The sequence below is a fragment of the Streptosporangium sp. NPDC000563 genome (genome assembly GCF_040299985.1).
Lineage (GTDB): Bacteria > Actinomycetota > Actinomycetes > Streptosporangiales > Streptosporangiaceae > Streptosporangium.
The window spans coordinates 52,717-69,859 of the sequence record NZ_JBEPDA010000026.1 but is presented as its reverse complement, the minus strand read 5'-3'; the positions used below and the strand labels follow the sequence as shown (position 1 = coordinate 69,859).

18 protein-coding genes are annotated in these 17,143 nt (G+C 70.7%); 11 read left to right on the top strand and 7 right to left on the bottom strand.

The window, feature by feature from the left end; all coding sequences use genetic code 11:
• Positions 1-143 precede the first annotated feature (143 nt).
• On the bottom strand, positions 144-1,511 hold the full coding sequence (locus tag ABT352_RS35165) for a carotenoid oxygenase family protein (RefSeq protein WP_350949343.1): 1,368 nt from the start codon (positions 1,509-1,511) through the stop codon (positions 144-146).
• A gap of 216 nt (positions 1,512-1,727) precedes the next feature.
• Here ABT352_RS35165 and ABT352_RS35160 point away from each other — a divergent pair, with 216 nt between their 5' ends.
• From ABT352_RS35160 to ftsY, 5 genes are all read left to right on the top strand, one after another.
• Positions 1,728-2,687, top strand: a complete 960-nt coding sequence (locus ABT352_RS35160) for a GntR family transcriptional regulator (RefSeq protein ID WP_350949342.1) — start codon at positions 1,728-1,730, stop codon at positions 2,685-2,687.
• Between the two features lie 158 nt (positions 2,688-2,845).
• Positions 2,846-3,280 carry an SRPBCC domain-containing protein gene (locus ABT352_RS35155; protein ID WP_350949341.1) on the top strand — a complete coding sequence of 145 codons (435 nt, stop codon included), beginning with the start codon at positions 2,846-2,848 and terminating at the stop codon, positions 3,278-3,280.
• A complete protein-coding gene (locus tag ABT352_RS35150) occupies positions 3,267-3,629 on the top strand; it encodes an ArsR/SmtB family transcription factor (protein WP_350949340.1) in 363 nt (120 codons plus the stop codon). Before ABT352_RS35155 ends, ABT352_RS35150 begins: the two co-directional genes overlap by 14 nt.
• Complete coding sequence (locus ABT352_RS35145) at positions 3,626-4,015, top strand: VOC family protein (RefSeq protein ID WP_350949339.1); 390 nt, start codon at positions 3,626-3,628, stop codon at positions 4,013-4,015. The genes ABT352_RS35150 and ABT352_RS35145 overlap by 4 nt, the downstream gene beginning before the upstream one ends.
• Before the next feature lie 141 nt (positions 4,016-4,156).
• Positions 4,157-5,344 (top strand): signal recognition particle-docking protein FtsY, encoded by a 1,188-nt coding sequence (gene ftsY / locus ABT352_RS35140; protein WP_350949338.1) that lies wholly within the window; start codon positions 4,157-4,159, stop codon positions 5,342-5,344.
• A 7-nt stretch (positions 5,345-5,351) separates the two neighbouring features.
• On the opposite strand, the gene ABT352_RS35135 is transcribed toward ftsY, so the two are convergent.
• The 3 genes from ABT352_RS35135 to ABT352_RS35125 are packed head-to-tail and all read right to left on the bottom strand — an operon-like array spanning position 5,352 to position 8,280.
• Positions 5,352-6,149 (bottom strand): ABC transporter ATP-binding protein, encoded by a 798-nt coding sequence (locus ABT352_RS35135; protein ID WP_350949337.1) that lies wholly within the window; start codon positions 6,147-6,149, stop codon positions 5,352-5,354.
• Positions 6,146-7,234 carry a FecCD family ABC transporter permease gene (locus ABT352_RS35130; protein WP_350949336.1) on the bottom strand — a complete coding sequence of 363 codons (1,089 nt, stop codon included), beginning with the start codon at positions 7,232-7,234 and terminating at the stop codon, positions 6,146-6,148. The genes ABT352_RS35135 and ABT352_RS35130 overlap by 4 nt, the downstream gene beginning before the upstream one ends.
• Positions 7,231-8,280, bottom strand: a complete 1,050-nt coding sequence (locus ABT352_RS35125; protein ID WP_502992926.1) for a FecCD family ABC transporter permease — start codon at positions 8,278-8,280, stop codon at positions 7,231-7,233. The genes ABT352_RS35130 and ABT352_RS35125 overlap by 4 nt, the downstream gene beginning before the upstream one ends.
• A gap of 103 nt (positions 8,281-8,383) precedes the next feature.
• On the opposite strand from ABT352_RS35125, the gene ABT352_RS35120 reads away from it, so the two are divergent.
• Together ABT352_RS35120 and ABT352_RS35115 are read left to right on the top strand one after the other, a co-directional pair.
• Positions 8,384-9,403: an ABC transporter substrate-binding protein gene (locus ABT352_RS35120; RefSeq protein WP_350949334.1), complete on the top strand. Its 1,020-nt coding sequence runs from the start codon at positions 8,384-8,386 to the stop codon at positions 9,401-9,403.
• 504 nt (positions 9,404-9,907) lie between these two features.
• Positions 9,908-10,504: a sigma-70 family RNA polymerase sigma factor gene (locus tag ABT352_RS35115; protein ID WP_350949333.1), complete on the top strand. Its 597-nt coding sequence runs from the start codon at positions 9,908-9,910 to the stop codon at positions 10,502-10,504.
• Positions 10,505-10,677: 173 nt separating this feature from the next.
• Here the strand turns inward: ABT352_RS35115 and ABT352_RS35110 are convergent, their stop codons facing one another.
• A complete protein-coding gene (locus tag ABT352_RS35110) occupies positions 10,678-11,616 on the bottom strand; it encodes an anti-sigma factor RsbA family regulatory protein (protein ID WP_350949332.1) in 939 nt (312 codons plus the stop codon).
• Between the two features lie 59 nt (positions 11,617-11,675).
• The gene (locus ABT352_RS35105) at positions 11,676-12,512 is read right to left on the bottom strand and encodes an EamA family transporter (protein ID WP_350949331.1); all 837 of its coding nucleotides are present in this window, start codon (positions 12,510-12,512) and stop codon (positions 11,676-11,678) included.
• Positions 12,513-12,597: 85 nt separating this feature from the next.
• Between ABT352_RS35105 and ABT352_RS35100 the strand changes: the two genes are divergently transcribed.
• The 4 genes from ABT352_RS35100 (at position 12,598) to ABT352_RS35085 (ending at position 15,650) form a co-directional block, all read left to right on the top strand.
• Positions 12,598-13,176, top strand: coding sequence for a helix-turn-helix domain-containing protein (locus ABT352_RS35100; protein ID WP_350949330.1), 579 nt, complete (start codon positions 12,598-12,600; stop codon positions 13,174-13,176).
• 389 nt (positions 13,177-13,565) lie between these two features.
• Positions 13,566-14,582: a polysaccharide deacetylase family protein gene (locus tag ABT352_RS35095; protein WP_350949329.1), complete on the top strand. Its 1,017-nt coding sequence runs from the start codon at positions 13,566-13,568 to the stop codon at positions 14,580-14,582.
• Between the two features lie 91 nt (positions 14,583-14,673).
• Positions 14,674-15,201 carry an RNA polymerase sigma factor gene (locus tag ABT352_RS35090; protein ID WP_350949328.1) on the top strand — a complete coding sequence of 176 codons (528 nt, stop codon included), beginning with the start codon at positions 14,674-14,676 and terminating at the stop codon, positions 15,199-15,201.
• The gene (locus tag ABT352_RS35085) at positions 15,198-15,650 is read left to right on the top strand and encodes a hypothetical protein (protein ID WP_350949327.1); all 453 of its coding nucleotides are present in this window, start codon (positions 15,198-15,200) and stop codon (positions 15,648-15,650) included. Before ABT352_RS35090 ends, ABT352_RS35085 begins: the two co-directional genes overlap by 4 nt.
• Here ABT352_RS35085 and ABT352_RS35080 read toward each other — a convergent pair.
• Positions 15,592-17,025 carry a phospholipid carrier-dependent glycosyltransferase gene (locus ABT352_RS35080; RefSeq protein WP_350949326.1) on the bottom strand — a complete coding sequence of 478 codons (1,434 nt, stop codon included), beginning with the start codon at positions 17,023-17,025 and terminating at the stop codon, positions 15,592-15,594. The genes ABT352_RS35085 and ABT352_RS35080 overlap by 59 nt on opposite strands.
• Positions 17,026-17,143 lie beyond the last annotated feature (118 nt).

The following is a 17,143-nucleotide window of genomic DNA, read 5'->3' as shown; positions in this document are numbered from 1 at the left end:
CGTTGTCGACGGTTGGCGGATCCAGTCGTGCCGTTCGGCGGCGGGCGGCCCACGACGCTACCCGGCGGGCCGGCCTGGGCTTGCCGGCATGGTTCGCGTACTCCGGCTCGGCGCGAACTCACCGAGGCGTTCGCCGCTCGGTTTCAGGCGTCGGGGATCCAGTTTCCGTGGAAACCGAGCGGGACGCGCACGGGCAGGTGGATGCGGGCCACGGGCGGTCCCGTGAAGTCCTGGGCCGACAGGATCACCAGGTCGGAGGCGCCTCGCTCGGGGTCGGCGACATAGGCCATCAGGTAGCCGTCGTCCTCCTCGCCGCGACCGGACGGGTTGGCGACGAACGCCGCTTCCCCGACGGCGGCGTCGCGTGCGAAACCGTGCACCTCCGTCGTGCCACGCCGCAGGTCGTGCTTGACGAGTGCGTTGGTGAACGCCTCGTCGGGGTGCGGGCCGTCAGGTGTGAACGGCACGCCGTAGATCGGGCTCACCGCGGAGTAGCCGTAGCGGTGCGGGCGCGAGGCGAACGCGTCGTTCACACGGGGGAAGTCCTGAGCCCGGTCGTCGATGCGGTGCTGGTCCACCCTGCCGCTTGCCGGATCGATGGTCCAGCGGTCGAGCGTGGGCGAGATCGCGCCCGGATCGGCGACGTCGACCGGCCCTTCGGATCTGATCAGGTCGACCGTGATCGTGGAGCCGTCGTCGTAGGCGTTGAGTATGTGGCTGACATAGAAGGACTCGACCGGCAGCCAGCGGATGTCACCGCCCGTCCTGGGGAGCACGCCGACGCGCGCCTGGTGCTCGGGATCCCATCGGAACAGCATCGCTGTCATGCTGAACGTCAGCGGGATGTCGAACACGATGACGTAGTTCTCCGAGAGCGCGAAGTCGTGCAGGAACGGGGTCTCACCGGACAGTGGAACGTCCGTCACACGGGTGACCGTGCCGGCGGGGTCGGTGACGATGTACTGCGCGAACGGCCGTCCGATCGCATAGGCCAGGGAGTGCAGGTCACCGGTGCGCGGATCCACCTTGGAGTGCGCGTTGGCGCTGGAGCCCTCGGGCGTGGCGGCCATCGGGCACGCCCCGATCGTGTCCAGCTCGTAGCCGAGCTCGTGAGGGAGCCCGCCGGCCTCGATGAGGGCGAGTGTGCGGCCGGCGTGGCCGATCACGTGGACGTTCGGGGACGGAGGCAGGAACGCGGGAGGCTCCTCCCCGCGCTGCAGCCTGTCCAGGGCGTCGGCGATCTCCGCCGAGCGGACCCAGCGGTTGCGGTACCACTCGGCGCGGCCGTCCCGGATGCGGACGCCGTGCACCATGCCGGCGCCGAAGGCGTAGAAGTGGGTGGCGGGATCTTCCACGCCCAGCGGGTTGGGCCCCATCCGGAGGTAGCGGCCTTCCAGGTCTGCGGGCAGACGGCCGGTCACGGGCAGGTCGTAGACGGTGACCTCCTCCTTGACAGGGGCGAAGTGGCCTTCGAAGTAGCGGTTGCGCCGGTCTTTGGTGGCGTCCTGCATGGTTCTTTCCTCCCGTTGGTACGGCGTACGACCGGGACGGTACCCTGCGTATAGGCGGGGATCAGCGGTTCAATGGGTGGCGATCGATCCTGTACTAGGACACAATTCATCGCTCTCACCGCCTCCACCAGGCAGGTGACGGCGTTCTTCGCGGGGGATGGCCGCATTTTCTGTACTAGGACAGCAGCCGCTTCCGGCGTGAGGAGACGATCGATCGTGAACCGGCCCGGCGCTGCGCCGCCGTACCTGCGGATCGTCAGTGAGATCAAGCGGCGCGTCGAGGCCGGCGAGCTGCGTGCAGGCGACCGCGTTCCCTCCACCAGGCAGGTTGCCGAGCAGTGGGGGGTGGCCCCCGCGACTGCCGCCAAGGCGCTGAACACGCTGCGGCAGGAGGGAGTGGTGGTGGCCATCTCCCGCGTCGGCACCGTCGTGGCGGAGCCCGCGCCCGGCTCGTTTCCGCCCTCCCGCGTGCCGGGCGCCCCGCAACGGAAGGAAAGGCGACGGCCCGCCTCTGCGACCGTCCACGACGACAGGCGGGAGCGGATGGTCCGTACGGCGATCGCCATCGCGGATGCCCAGGGGTTCGACGCGGTGTCCATCCGCAGCGTCGCGACCGCGCTCGGCATCCCCACCATGTCGCTGTACGGGTACGTGCGCGGCAAGGAGGAGTTGGCCGCTCTCATGGTCGACACCGCGTTCGGCGAGCTGGAGCTTCCGGCGACACCTCCGGCGGGCTGGCGAGCGCGGCTGGAACTCGCGGCCCGCCTGCAGTGGCGACTCTACCTGCGGCATCCCTGGCTGCCCCGGCTCGTCTCGCTCACCCACCCGCAGCCCATGCCCAACATGCTCAGATACGGGGACTGGGGGATGGGCGTCGTGCGCGAACTGGGGATCGAGCCGGATGCCGGCAGGCTCGTGTGGTGGGCGGTGTCCAACTACGTCCGGGGGACGGCCACGAACCTGGAGCCGCAGGCCGAATCGGAGCGGCATACGGGCCTGTCCACCGGGGAGTGGTATTCGGCCTACCTGCCGAGGTTCCGTGCCGGCCTGCCCTCCGGCGCCCTCCCCGCGCACGTGGCGCCCGCGACCTTCGACCTGACCGGGTTCTTCGAGAGCGGCCTGCGAATCCTGTTGGACGGGGTCGCCGTGCTGATCGGCCGGCAGCGCCTGTCGTAGGAACGCGCTTCGCACGGCCCCCACACGCTCCGCGCGTCTCGGCGTCGAGCACTGCCTCGGTGTTGAACCGCCCCTTGGGGGCGGAGGTGGCTTGCGGGCAACGATCGCAACCTGTAGGTTGCCATTTAATGGCAACCTACAGGTTGCGAAGGAGGGGTATGGTTCCGGACGAGATCGAACGTGTGGTGATACTGCGACACCCCGTCGAGCGGGTGTGGGCCGCGCTGACCACCGCGGAAGGGCTCTCGCGATGGTTCGGCTCGGCAGCGGAGATAGATCTGCGGCCCGGCGGGCGAGCGTTCTTCCGTTGGGACGACCTCGACCAGGAATCCGTCGCCACGATCGCCGTGGTCGACCCACCGCACCGTTTCGCCTTCAGGTGGGCCGTCGAGGGCCTGCCGGGGCACGGCACACCCCGGACACTCGTGGACTTCACCCTGGAGCCGGTACCGGACGGCACTCGGCTACGCCTTGTGGAGAGCGGGTTCACCCAGGCCGCCGACGATGTGGCCCGATCCGCCCACAAGGCCAACAGCCAAGGATGGGACACGGAGCTCGTCGACCTGGAGACCTACCTCGATGCGGCCGCCTGACGCGGAACGGCAGGCCGTCGCGGTGTTCGCGGCACTCACCGATCCGACGCGGCGGGCGCTGCTGGAGGAGCTCGCCCGGGCGGGTCCCGCGACCGTCACCGATCTGGCGCGGCGGTTGCCGGTCAGCCGCCAGGCGATCGCCAAGCATCTCGGCCAGCTCGCCGAAGCGGGCCTGATCAGCTCCGGCGAACCGACCGGCCGTCGCCATCCCTACCGGCTGGAACCGGCCGCCATTCACACGGCCCAGGTGTGGCTGGCCAGGCTCGCCCACAGGTGGGATGACCGGCTGGTCGCGCTGGAACGCGCACTGGACACCACCGCCACGAACCAAGGAGTCCCGCGAGAATGAGCAAGCCCGAATTCACAGCCGGCCTGAACATCGCCATGAAGATCCCCAAGGCGCAGTACGAGGCCACGGTGGCTTTCTACCGCGACACTCTGGGCTTCGACGTCGAAGAGGACGACGTCCCCTACGCTCCGACCGTCTCGAGAACCCATTCGGTGCGGTTCGGTGCCAACACGCTGTGGCTCGACTGCGTCGACAACTACAGTCGGCCCGACCTGTGGCTGCAACTCCACACCGACGACCTGGACGCGGCGACGAGGAAGCTGGCCGGCATCGGCATCCACCCGTGTGACGAGGTGGAGCCCCTGGAGAACCTCGACTCCAGAACCCACTGGATCAAGAACCCGGCCGGTGTCGTGCATCTGCTCGCGGAGTCCGGCCGATCCTGACGCCCTGCTGAGGCCGGCACGCCCCCGACGGGCGAAGCCCGGCTCCCGGCCTCCCGAGTCGCTCAAGCCTCGATGCCTCGACCACGTCCACGAGCACCGGGGTGTCGGAGCATCCCGGGGCGTCTGGAAAACTGTGGTCTTGTGGAAGCCTATCTCGGCATAATCGCGATCATCGTCGTCATCGCCCTGCTGGCGGCCGGCGGCATGCTCCTGCTGTTCAGGTCAGGGGGTAAGACCGCGCCGCCGCCGGTCCGGCCGCCGGAGGCGCCGTCGATCCCCGAGGAGACGAAGGCCCCCGGCCGGGGCTCGGTCGTGGACGACGACACGACGACGACCACCGTGCCGCCGCCCGCCAGGCCGGTCGAGCCGGAGGTCACCGTCGTCGCGCCGGTGATCGAGATTCCTCCGCCGTCGGCGGGACGGATGGCACGGCTCCGCGCCCGGCTGGCCAGGTCGCAGAGCACGCTGGGCAAGGGGCTCCTCGAGCTGCTCTCCCGCGACCGTCTCGACGACGAGACCTGGGACGAGATCGAGGAGACCCTGATCACCGCCGACGTCGGCGTGGCGCCGACCCGGGCGATGGTCGACGAGTTGCGCACCCGGGTGAAGGTGCTGGGCAGCCGGACGCCGCAGGAGGCGCGGGCGCTGCTCAGGGAGCAGCTGCTCGTCCAGATCGGCGTCGACATGGACCGCACGCTGCACGTCACGCCGCACGGCGAGCGTCCCGCGGTGGTCCTCGTGGTCGGTGTGAACGGCACCGGCAAGACCACCACCACCGGCAAGCTGGCGCGCGTCCTCATCGGCGACGGAGGCAAGGTCGTGCTGGGCGCCGCCGACACCTTCCGCGCCGCCGCCGCCGACCAGCTGCAGACCTGGGGGAATCGTGTCGGAGCCGCGGTCGTACGCGGGCCCGAGGGCGGCGACCCCGCCTCCGTCGCCTTCGACGCCGTCGCCGAGGGCATCGCGGAGAAGGCCGACGTGGTGATCGTCGACACCGCGGGGCGGCTGCACACCAAGACCGGTCTGATGGACGAGCTCGGCAAGGTCAAGCGCGTCATCGAGAAGAAGGCCACGGTCGACGAGGTCCTGCTCGTCCTCGACGCCACCACGGGTCAGAACGGCATGCGTCAGGCGCAGGTGTTCGCCGAGGTCGTCAACATCACCGGCATCGCCCTGACCAAGCTCGACGGCACCGCCAAGGGCGGCATCATCATCTCCGTCCAGCGCGAGCTGGGGGTCCCGGTCAAGCTGGTCGGCCTCGGTGAGGGACCCGACGACCTGGCCCCGTTCGACCCCGAGGTCTTCGTGGACACGCTCCTCGGAGAGTGAGGGAGGGTCAGCGCGGGGGGTGCTGCGGCAGGGTGCCGATGGGGACGACGAGCGGGGTGCCGGTCACCGGGTCCTCGATGACCTTGGCGTCCAGCTCGAAGACCTCCGCCAGCAGGGTCTCGGTGAGCACCTCGGCCGGAGGGCCCGCGGCGACGACCCTGCCGTCCCGCATCGCGACCAGGCGGTCGGCGTAGCGGGCGGCGAGGTTCAGGTCGTGCAGGACCATCACCACGGTGCGGCCCAGCTCTCCGTGGAGCCTGCGTACCAGCTCCAGCACCTCGATCTGGTGGGCCAGGTCGAGGAAGGTCGTCGGCTCGTCGAGCAGCAGCAGATCGGTGCCCTGGGCGAGGGCCATGGAGATCCACGCCCGCTGCCGCTGCCCGCCGGACAGCTCGTCCAGCGGGCGCTCGCCGAGATCGAGCAGTCCGGTCATGGCGAGGGCCTCGCCGACCGCGGACTCGTCGTCGGAGGACCACTGGCGATACCAGGTCTGGTGCGGGTGCCGTCCCCTCGCGACCAGGTCGGCGACGGTCAGTCCCTCGGGAGCCGAGGGGGCCTGCGGCAGCACGCCCAGGATCCTCGCGACCTCCCTGGAGGGCATCTTGTCGATGCGCTTGCCGTCGAGCAGCACCTCGCCCCCCGACGGCCTGAGCAGCCGTCCCATGGCGCGCAGCAGCGTGGACTTGCCGCATCCGTTCGGCCCGATGATCGTGGTCACCGTCCCGGCCTCGATCCCGAGGTCGAGACCGTCGACGACGACGCGGTCCCCGTACCCCAGCCTGACGTCGACGGCTTGCAGCCTCACTGGCGGGCCTTTCTGCGCACACGGACGAGGAGATAGATCAGGTAGGGGGCGCCGAGGACCGCGGTGACCACGCCCACCGGCAGTTCGACGGGGGTGAACGCGGTCCTGGCGACCAGGTCGGCGCCGGTGGTGAGGACCGCGCCCATCAGGGCGGAGACGACGAGCGGGGGCTGTGCCACTCCGGCCAGGCGCAGTGCGATCTGCGGGGCGGCGAGGGCGACGAACGCGATCGGCCCGGCCGAGGCGGTCGCCGTCGCCGCGAGCAGCACGGCCGCGAGGATCATCACCCCCCTCGCGAGGTTCATCCGTACGCCCAGACCGGTCACGGTGTCGTCACCGAAGCGCAGCGCGCCGAGCGAACGGGTGCCGAGCAGTGTCGCCGGGACGAGGAGGGCGAGCGCGAGCGCGACCGGCACCACGTGCTCCCATCCCCGGCCGTGCAGCGAGCCGCTGATCCAGACCATGGCCCGGCTGCTGTCGTTGACGTCGCCGACGGTGAGCAGCCAGTACTTGAGGTTGGTGCAGATCGCCGAGACCCCGATGCCGATCAGGACGAGCCGGTAGCCGTCCAGGCCGTCGCGCCAGGCCAGCGCGTAGACCGCCAGCGCTCCGGCCAGCCCGCCCAGCAGGGCGACGAGGGGGATGCCCACCTCGGCGAGGGCGCCGCTGGTGCCGCCCCAGGTGTTTCCCGCCGCCACGATGACCGCGACCACGGTCACGCTCGCGCCGGTGGTGACGCCCAGGATGTCGGGGCTGGCCAGCGGGTTGCGGGCGACGGCCTGGGTGATCGCCCCGGCGAGGGCGAGCGCGGCGCCGACGAGGGCGCCGGTGAGCGCGCGGGGGAGCCTGAGCTCCATGATCACGAAATGGTCCGGGCCGTCGGCGGTGATCGCGTGAAGGACGTCGAGAACGCTCATCGGGATGTCGCCGAGCCGCATGCTGAGCGCCATGAACAGCGCCGTCATCGCCAGCAGGACGAGCGCCGCGACGACGGAGCGCGGCCGGAGCGGCCAGGAGGCGGGTCCGACGCGCAGGGCGCGTCGTCGGGAGGAGGGCACTGTGGAGGGCGCGACGGAGACGGTCACAGCCGCACCGGCTTCCTGCGTCGTACCAGGACGATGAAGAACGGCGCCCCGGCGAGGGCGAGGACCACACCCACCTCCAGCTCGCCGGGGAAGGCCACCACGCGGCCGACCACGTCGGCGAGGAGCAGGGCGGCGGCGCCCGCCAGGCCCGAGTACGGCAGCAGCCAGCGGTGGTCGGGGCCGGAGAGCGGCCGGGTGAGGTGCGGCACGATCAGGCCGATGAAGGCGAGCGAGCCGCAGGCCGCCACGGAGGCGCCGCTGAGCAGGGTGACGGCGGCGATGCCGACGGCACGGGTGAGGGTGATGTTCTGCCCGAGCGCACGGGCGACGTCCTCGCCCAGGGAGAGGGCGTTGAGGCCGGGCGCGTTGAACAGGGCGAGGAGCAGGCCGGCGGCGACGAACGGGAGCACCTGCCAGGCCACGTCGGCCCCCCTGGCCGCTATGGAGCCCGCCTGCCAGAAGCGGAAGACGTCCATGGCCTGCTCGTCCAGGAGGACGAGCGCCGAGGTGAGCCCGTACAGGAACGCGCTGACCGCGGTGCCCGCGAGGGCGAGGGTCACCGGGGTGGGGCCGCCCCTGCCGCCGGCCATGCCGAGGGCGAAGACCGCCGCGCTGGCGACGAGGGCTCCGGCGAGACCGAACCAGATGTAGCCGTACGGGCTGGTGACGCCCAGCGCGATGATGCTGAGGACCATCGCGAACGCGGCGCCCTGGGTGACGCCGAGCAGTCCGGGATCGGCGAGCGGGTTGCGGGTGTGGCCCTGCATGAGGGCGCCCGCGACACCGAGGGCGATCCCGGCCATGACGCCGATGGCGGTCCTGGGGATCCGCAGCGACCGCACGACGATGTCGTTCTCGGTGCCGGTGGGGCCGGTGAGCGCGTGCCAGACGTCGGCGGGAGGCACCGGTTTGGCGCCGACGGCGAGGCTCAGCACGACCGCCGCCGCGAGGACGGCGAACGATACGGCGAGGACGAGCAGGCGTCGCCGACGGGTTTTCTTCGGCCCCGCGAGGGGTGCGGGCCGTGCGACGGCCACCGCGTTGATCACCTGACCTCCCCTTTCTTGCCCGAGCCGGTACGAGTATGCCAGTTTAGGTATGGCTAAGCTAAATAAGGCTGACCTTAATTTGACGAAGGAACCGATGAAGATGAGAGCGTTGCGCGTCCTGGCCCTCGGAGTGGCGGGAGTGGTGCTGTCCGGCGGTCTCGCCGCCTGTGGTTCGACCACCCCGGGCAGTGCGGGGGAGACCTCGGGAGCCGCGGGCGCGTCCGCGGCCCCCGGGGCGAGCGACGCGGCGGCCTACCCCCGGACGGTGAAACATGTCATGGGGGAGACCGAGATCCCGGCCCGGCCCAAGCGGGTCGTCGCCCTCGACCAGAGCTTCGTCGACGCGGTGCTGACCCTGGAGACCGACGTCGTGGGGTTCACCAGCTACCGGGGCATCGACGACAAGCTGCCCGGATATCTCGCCCCGGTCCTCGGCCACGCCAAGGAGGCCACGTCGGTCGGGACCCTGGAGCAGCCGAGCCTGGAGCGGATCGTCGCGCTGAAGCCCGACCTGATCGTCTCCGCCAAGGTCCGCCACGAGGCGCTGTACGACAAGCTGGCACAGATCGCGCCGACGGTCTTCAGTGAGACCACGGGGGCGATCTGGCAGGAGAACCTCAAGCTCGTGGGCGAGGCCCTGGGCAAGGAGGATCTCGCCGAGCGCAGGCTCACCGAGTATCGGGACCGCGCCGCCAAGATCGGCGAGTCCATCAAGGCCAAGGACGGCGAGCTGCCCACCGTCTCCGTCGTCCGCTTCGCGGGCGAGCCGACCGTCCGCCTGTACGTGGAGAACTCCTACTCGGGACTGGTGCTGAAGGACGTCGGCTTCCCGCGCCCCGAGGACCAGCCGACCGTGACCGACACCATCATGGTTCCGATCAGCCAGGAGAACATCTCCCAGCTCGACGCCGAGCACATCTTCGTCGCGGCCTACCAGGACCCGGCGGTGAAGCCGGTTAAGGAGAAGTTCGAGGCCAACCCGCTCTGGGGCAGGCTCAAGGGCGTCAAGCACGACGTCAGCGACGCCACCTGGATGAGCGCCGTCGGCATCCAGGGAGCGCACTCCATCCTCGACGACCTGGCGACGTTCTTCGAGGTCGACCCGGCGAGGGCCGCCTGACCTCCCGCCCGGCGCCGTGACCGGTGGCGGGCCCGCGAGCCGAGACGGGGGCGTTCGGGTGAACCCGGGGGCGTGTCGATCCGTCTCTTAGAGAGAGATTAAGTCCCCAATGCGCGGGAAGCGGGGAGGCGTGGAGATGGGTGTCGGAGTTTCTCGGGGTGCGGGCCTCGCCCCGCCGGTCGGCCTCGGCCGTCCGGCGGGGGTGGGTTCCCGGGCCGTGGCGATCGACGTTTCCCGCCACCCGAAATGGGCTGCTACCTGGGGTTATGTGATGATAGACACATCTCCTACCGAATCGGGAGAACGATGTTACGATACTGAGACTTGTCCGGCTGTAGAGCGTGTCGCACCCGCCATCGGCACAGCCAAAGATCAATCCCCTGACCACGTAGAGCTTTTAACGGCCTCCTTACGAGGTGCCTGCGAGCATCGGATACGCCGTCAGAAGGGGTGCGTCACCACTTTGCCGGACGGTATTTGGGGGGAAAGCGCGAGGGGGGTCCAATGATCACGATGACGGAAGAGCAGCGCCAGGACTGGTTCGAACGCGATGTCGTGCCGGTCACCAGTCAGCTCTACGCATCCGCGATGCGTCTGACCCGTAACACCGCCGACGCCGAGGACCTGGTTCAGGAGACCGTCACCAAGGCGTTCACCTCCTACCACCAGTTCCGCGAGGGCACCAACCTCAAGGCGTGGCTGCACCGCATCCTGACCAACAACTTCATCAACGACTACCGCAAGAAGCAGCGCTCGCCCAAGCTCTCGGCCACCGAGGAGATCGAGGACTGGCAGCTCGCCGCCGCCGAGTCCCACATGTCCAGCGGTCTCAAGTCCGCCGAGACCGAGGCGCTGGAGCAGCTGCCCGACAGCGCGGTCATGAACGCCCTGCGCTCCCTGCCCGAGGACTTCCGGGTGGCCGTTTACCTGGCCGACGTGGAGGGCTTCGCCTACAAGGAGATCGCCGAGCGGATGGGCACCCCCATCGGCACGGTCATGTCCCGCCTCCACCGGGGCCGGCGCCAGCTTCGCACGATGCTCGAGGACTACGCCCGCGAGGAGGCCGGTCTCCGGGTGTCCGAGGAGGTCCAGGCCGCCTGACGGCCTCTCCGCTCCCGATCCTTCCCGCCTTTCGGCGCCACGTACGGCCCGCATCCCACGAGGGCGGGCCGTACGTGTGTCCGGGGATGGGCCGGCGTCGCGCGTCCGAGGGGCCGGTGAGTCCCTGTGTTCCCGTGCGTCCCGCCTGTCCGGGTCTGTCGGCGAAGAAGCGGTCAATCCAGCGTGATGTGGAGCCTCACCCTCAGCTCCCCGCCCACGCCGCGCACCTGCACCAGGTCGCAGAGCTGGCGGCTGATCCAGAGCCCGTAGCCGCGTGGTGACCCCGGTTCGGGCGGGAGGTAGCCGGGCAGCGGGACGTCCAGGTCACCCCCGCCGGAGTCGGCGATCTCGCACACGATCTCCCCGCCGGCCGTCCAGATGGACGCCCGGCCGTGTCCCGCCCCGTGCTCCACGCTGTTGGCCGCCATCTCCGAGACGCTCAGCACGAGTGAGGAGATCAGATCGCGTCCCAGACCGGCCCGGCTCGCATGGTCGGTGACGAGCGCGCGCAGCCGTCCCAGCTCGTCCAGGGTGAAGTGGGTGACCACCGCGGACGGCGGCGCGTCGGGGAGGGGGAGGTCGTCTCCCGGCAGGGCGAACCGCTCCGGGGGGACATAGCGATCACTTCTTCGCAGGCCGGCGCCGGTCAGCTCCGTGGGGTGGGTGCGGAGGACATGATCGAGCGCCGACGTCTCGTCGTACAGGCACCACATGCTGACCGGGACCCCGGCGAACGCGGCGTTGAGCACCGACTCGTAGCGGATCCACTCACGAACCTGCCGCTCGGTCCAGCCCGACCACACCGGCTCCCCGATGACCAGCGGCCGCTCTCGCTGCCGGACGTAGTCGTGGAAGGCGGCGAGGGTCCGCGTCGGGTGGGTGTACCACTCCTCGGCGGGCCGGCGGTCGATGAGGCGGGTGTCGGCACCGAAGGCGTCACCGACCAGGTCGAGTGCGCGCTCGCCCGTGACGACCAGGATCCGCCGGCCCTCGCGGAGGGCGCCGGCGATCAGGGGCTGGAGGAGTCCAAGAAGGCCGGAGTCGGAACCGTACGCGACAGCCGTGTGCGCGAACGGCCCGCCGGAGTCGAGGAACGCCCGCTCGGGCTGCACGGGGATGACCGTAACAAGCGCCCGGCTTCAACACAACAGAGTCAGTTCGCGACATCGTGTCAACCGGACGCGATCAGCGCGACCGCGGTGAGGGTGAATCCGATCCCCACCGCCTGGACCGTGTTGAGCCGCTCTCCCAGGAAACGGCGGGCGAGCAGCAGGGTGCTCGCCGGGTAGAGCGAGACCAGGACGGCGACGAGGCTGAGCATCCCGCGCTGCTGGGCGAGCACGAAGAGCACGTTGGCGGCCATGTCGAGCGCTCCGGCCGCGATGATGACGGGCAGCGTGCCGGGTCCGGGACGCGAGAGGCGGCCGACGGCGAGGGCCGACAGGGCGATGAAGGTGATCGAGATCAGGCGGGCCCCGAAGAGCGGCCACATGCCGCTGTCCGCCGGAGCCTGGGCGATGATGATGAAGAACCCGCCGAAACCCGCGCCCGCGGCGAGCGAGGCCAGGATCGGGCCGTATCCTCCGCTTGTCTCCCCGCCCGACGAGCCGCGGCTCACCAGCAGGACCGCGAGCAGCGCGAGGACCACCCCGGCCAGCGCGACCGGCTCGGGGCGCTCCCCGGCGGCGAGCCCGAACAGCACGGGCAGCGCCGCGGAGCACGTCGCGGTGATCGGCGCCACCACCGACATCACGCCGCTCGCCAGCGCCCGGTAGAACAGCACGACCCCCGCCGTGCCGCAGAGGCCGGAGGCCGCGCCCCAGGCGAGGGCCGCGGGCGTGGGGCGCTCGGGCAGGAACGGCAGCAGCGCGGCGATCAGGGCGAGCCCGGCGATCTGGGAGAGGAGCACCACCGCGAGCACCCGTGATCTGCGGGTGGCCAGCCCGCCGAGGAAGTCGGCGGCGCCGTACACCACCGCGCAGGTCGTCGCCAGTACCACAGCCGTCACAGGTCACCTCGGTTCAATGGAGTGTACTGAAAGTACAATATATGTAGTGCAATAGAGTGCAAATCGGGTTCACTACACTGAACTCATGGATCCAGAGACGATCACCGCCGCGGTCGCCAACAACGTGCGGGCACAGCGGGCGCACCGGCAGATGACCCTCGACGAGCTCGCCGCGCGCTCGGGAGTGAGCCGGGGCATGCTCGTCCAGGTCGAGCAGGGCAGAACCAACCCGAGCATCAGCACGCTCACCCGCATCGCCGACGCGCTCGGGGTGACGGTCGCGCGAATGGTGGAGGTCTCCGACACCCCCGTGGTCCGGGTGGTCAGCGGCGCCGACGTCGTCACCTTCCCGCACGGCGTCTCCAGCACCGCGCGCCTGCTGGTCGGCACCGACGCGCCCGCCATCCTGGAGCTGTGGGACTGGCGGCTCGCCCCCGGCGACCACCACAACGGCGACGCCCACCCCCCGGGCACGCGCGAGATGCTGACCGTCCTCGAAGGGCGGCTCACCCTCTCGGTGTACGGCAAGAACCACATCGCGGAGACGGGCGACGCGGTCGTGTTCAGCGCCGACCGCCCGCACCGGTACGCCAACGAGGAGGACACCCCCCTGCGGTTCATGATGGTGGTGACCGAACCCCGCGAGGCGCCCGACCGCTCCTGAGGCCGCCGATCGGGTCGGCCCGCCCCCCGCCAACACCTCACCGGTTCCGAGACTTTCGAGCGGATCGGCCCGCACCCCGGCCAATGCCAGAGCGTTCCTGAGGCCGCCGAGCGGACCGGCCCGCACCTCGTCCGGCCGAGGCCCGGCCGTTCCTGAGAACTCCGAACAGCCGCCCCGGGCGACGTTTCCGAGGCCCGGCGGGCGCGTGCCGCGCCATGTCATGGCCGCCCGCATATGTGTGGTCCGCCTGCCTTGGGAGCTTTGAAGCTCTAACCGGTCCCATCGGATGAGACGGCCACCAGATGCGTATCTCTCCGGATGTGGCGTGAAGTGGCGCGTCGGTACGGGTAACCGGCGGTCGATGCCTCATCCTGGTGGAATACCCGGTCATGATCTTGCGGGGGGACCCCGCCGGGCTGCTCGCCGTCCCCGCGATGCTTTCGGGGGGAAGCATGCGGGTATGGCGGGTGTGGATCGTGCCGGTGGCGTCGCTGCTCGCGCTCTGGGGATGCACCTCCCCGGTCACCATGGTGGGTTCGGTGGAACGGGCGACCGTGACCTCTCCCGCCCCCACGGGACCCGCGGGGCCGGAGAAACCCGCCACCGTCCCCGGGCTCGGACCAGGCGCGGCACGGCGGCACTGGGCGTGGGAGGACCTCCCCGTCTCTCCCCGGGCGCGCCGCATCGACTGCGAGCGAAGCAGGTGCGTGGCGCTCACCTTCGACGACGGGCCGGGGACCTACACCGAGTCCCTGCTCGACATCCTCGCCAGGCACCGGGCCAGGGCGACCTTCTTCGTCGTCGGACGCATGGTCCTGGGAGACGGCGAGAAAACCCTGCGCAGGATGGTGGCCGAGGGACACGAGCTGGGCAACCACACCTGGGACCACCCGCAACTGCCCCTGCTGTCACAGGCCGGGATCAGGGAGGAACTGGGGCGTACCCAGTGGCTCGTCAAGCAGGCGACCGGGGTCGCGATGATCCTCATGCGCCCGCCGTACGGGTTGACCGACACCCGGGTCGCCACCGAGAGCCGCTATCTGGGGCTCGCCCAGATCATGTGGGACGTCGACACGCTCGACTGGCGTGACCACGACCCCGCGGTCATCGCCCGGCGCGCGGCCCAGGCCGAGCCGGGTTCCATCGTGCTGATGCACGACATCCACCTCTCCACGATCCAGGCCGTCCCCCGGATGCTGGACGAACTCGCCGCCAAGGGCTACAGGTTCGTGACGCTGTCCGAGTTGTACGGCGGACGCCCCAGACCGGGGAGGAAGTACTACACGGGCCGGGACGACCGCACCGCCGACGAGGAGGCCGGTGAGGAAAGGGGCGAAAGGCTCCTGGGAGAGTCCGGCGAAGAAAGGGGGGAAAGGCGCGGGAGAGTCCCGCGAAGGGAGGGATGACGCGCCGGGGAGGAAACTCGGTGGAAGGCCCGGCGGAAGAGGCGTGAACCTTTCGCACCCGTTTCCCGACTGTCCAGGGCGAGGAGGCAGGGTGACTGACGAACTGCTGGTGGTCCGGTGCCGGCTCGGCGAGCGTGAGGCGTTCGCGGAGCTGGTGAGGGCCTGGCACGATCCGGTGTGGAACTACGTACGGCGCATGCTGGGACCCTCGCGGGCCGACGACGTGGCTCAGGAGGTCTGGGTGGCCGTGGTGCGCGGGCTGCCGCGCCTGAAGGAGCCGGGCAGGTTCGCGCCCTGGCTGTTCACGATCGCGAGGCGTGCGGTGGCCGACAGGCTCCGCGAGGAGTACGCCAGGCCCGAGATCCCGCTGGAGGAGGAACGGGCGTCCGCCGATCCCGCCGATCCCGTCGATGCCCTCGTGGAGAGCGCCGACCTGCTCGCGGGTCTGGCGGGCCTGCCGGTCAGGGAGCGGGAGGTCCTCGTGCTGTTCTACCTGCAGGACCTCTCCCTGGAGGACTGCGCGCAGGTCTGCGCCGTCCCCGTCGGCACGGTCAAGTCACGCCTGTCCCGCGCGCGGCGCATGCTGCGCGAACAGCTCACGGAGGAGGGATACCGATGAACCCCGATGACATGATCGCCAGGCTGTCCGGCCCGTTGTCGCTGCGCCGCCGGATCGCCAACGTCGTGGCGCTGCTCGGCGGCCTGGGCGGGGCGCTGTTCGTCGGCCTGCTGTGGGCCACCGAGCCCGCCCTGCCCGGCCGTACGCACCTCGCCTTCGGCGCGCTGGTCGCGCTCGGCCTGGCCTGGGCCGGTTACGGGGCCTGGGCACTGAGCCGCAGGACCCCGCTGTTCGCCCTCGACCGGGTGATCGCCGCCTGGCTGGCGGTGGCCGCGACGGGCCTGCTGACGGCGGGAACGGCCACGGTCGCCGTCGCGAAGGGCACCTGGACGGGCATGGCGGGGGTCACCGTCGCCGCGACGCTGACCGTGCTCGCGGTGGCCGTCCTGCTCAGGGCCCGTGCCGACCGCGCCGCCCTGCTGCGACGTAAGCGCGAACTCGGCGGCTGAGGCCCGCCGCGGCGAGGGCCGCGGCGAGGCAGGCCATCGGGACCGACGGCAGCACGTAGCGGTGGTCGAAGTCGAGCACGGCGACCGGGGCGAGAAGCAGGAAGACGGCCGCGGCCCACGGCAGCAGGGCCGGGCGCCGCCGCCCGACGGCTCCGACGCCGCCCAGCAGCAGGAGCGCGCCGAGCAGTGGGCCGTGCAGGACCCCGGGGTAGTGATAGGCGCCGAGAAGGCTCCCGTAGGGCTCGACCGACGACATCCCCCGGATGTCGCCGTCGTACTCCCGGCGCACCTGGTCGATGAGCGGGAAGGCGGGCAGCGGCCAGGAGCCGACAGGGAACGTGAGGGCGGGGGAGACCCGAAGGGGATGGCGCACCGGGGTCGCGGCGAAGGTGAGCGAGGTGTCGCGGACGACCTCGCGGAGATAGTCGAACGGCTGCGCGGCGATGGCGCGCAGCGCGAAGGACCTGGCCAGGTCGTTGTGGGCGAACCGGCCTCCCGGCAACCTGTTGAGCGAGGCGTCGGCGGCCCAGACGTACTCGGAGGCGGCGTCGACCACCGTGCCGTTCGGGCAGAGCACCGCCTCCCTCGCCGGGGGTCTGATCACCGAGCAGTCGGCGAACGTCATCGTGCGCGCCCACAGCGCCACGCCGTCGGAGCCGCTCAGCGCGAACCGCCCGTGGTGCTGCTGGTACCAGCCCGCGTAGGCGGCGAGCGGCAGCAGTCCGGCGGCGGCCAGCGCCACCACCCGCTTCCAGCCGGCCCGCCGCAGGAGCAGGTGGAGCAGGACCAGACCGAGCAGCGGCACCGCGACCGTGCGGGTGAGCCCGGCCAGCGCCAGCAGCAGGCCCGCCACGGCGGCCGCCCGCGCCGAGGGCCTCGCCCGCCACATCAGGACCGTGAGAGCCGCGGTGATGAGGAAGATGAGCTGGGTGTCGGAGAGCACGGCGTGTTCGAGCCGCAGGAACGCGGGGTTGAACAGCAGGGGCAGGGTGGCCAGCGCCGCACCCCACCCGGGGAGCGCGTGACGGCGCAGCACCAGATAGATCATCAGGGCCGTGCCCAGGCCCATCAGGTGCTGCAGGCCCGCGACGAGGAAGACGCTGTGGAAGGGCAGCAGCAGCCGGAGCAGGAAGGAGTAACCGGCCGGATGGAACGCGCCGGACGGTTCCAGATGGACCGCGGTGTTGAGGTAGGTGAAGGAGTCGTACCAGTAGAGCTGGGCGGTGTCGTAGCCGAGCATGACGAGGACGCGGAGCCCCGCCGCCAGTGCGATCGCGACGGCGAACGGCAGGTGACCGCCGAGGAGCCGGTTACCCGGCGCGCTCGGTCCTGGCGCTGTGGGTACGGTCGTGACGCCGCCGGGTGAGGCGAGCATGGATGGTTCCCCCGATTCAGGGCCGGAGAATTCCGGCACGGTGGGAGCAGTCCAGCGAGTGATCGATAACCTTGACGTCACCGAATCCGGTTATGCCCGCGTTATGCGACCTGTGGCA

Bases quoted from the DNA above. Each gene is read 5' to 3' on its own strand.
- ABT352_RS35165 (WP_350949343.1), bottom strand. From the start codon at position 1,511: ATGCAGGACGCCACCAAAGACCGGCGCAACCGCTACTTCGAAGGCCAC.
- ABT352_RS35155 (WP_350949341.1), top strand. From the start codon at position 2,846: ATGGTTCCGGACGAGATCGAACGTGTGGTGATACTGCGACACCCCGTC.
- ABT352_RS35150 (WP_350949340.1), top strand. From the start codon at position 3,267: ATGCGGCCGCCTGACGCGGAACGGCAGGCCGTCGCGGTGTTCGCGGCA.
- ABT352_RS35145 (WP_350949339.1), top strand. From the start codon at position 3,626: ATGAGCAAGCCCGAATTCACAGCCGGCCTGAACATCGCCATGAAGATC.
- ABT352_RS35120 (WP_350949334.1), top strand. From the start codon at position 8,384: ATGAGAGCGTTGCGCGTCCTGGCCCTCGGAGTGGCGGGAGTGGTGCTG.
- ABT352_RS35115 (WP_350949333.1), top strand. From the start codon at position 9,908: ATGATCACGATGACGGAAGAGCAGCGCCAGGACTGGTTCGAACGCGAT.
- ABT352_RS35100 (WP_350949330.1), top strand. From the start codon at position 12,598: ATGGATCCAGAGACGATCACCGCCGCGGTCGCCAACAACGTGCGGGCA.
- ABT352_RS35095 (WP_350949329.1), top strand. From the start codon at position 13,566: ATGATCTTGCGGGGGGACCCCGCCGGGCTGCTCGCCGTCCCCGCGATG.
- ABT352_RS35085 (WP_350949327.1), top strand. From the start codon at position 15,198: ATGAACCCCGATGACATGATCGCCAGGCTGTCCGGCCCGTTGTCGCTG.
- ABT352_RS35080 (WP_350949326.1), bottom strand. From the start codon at position 17,025: ATGCTCGCCTCACCCGGCGGCGTCACGACCGTACCCACAGCGCCAGGA.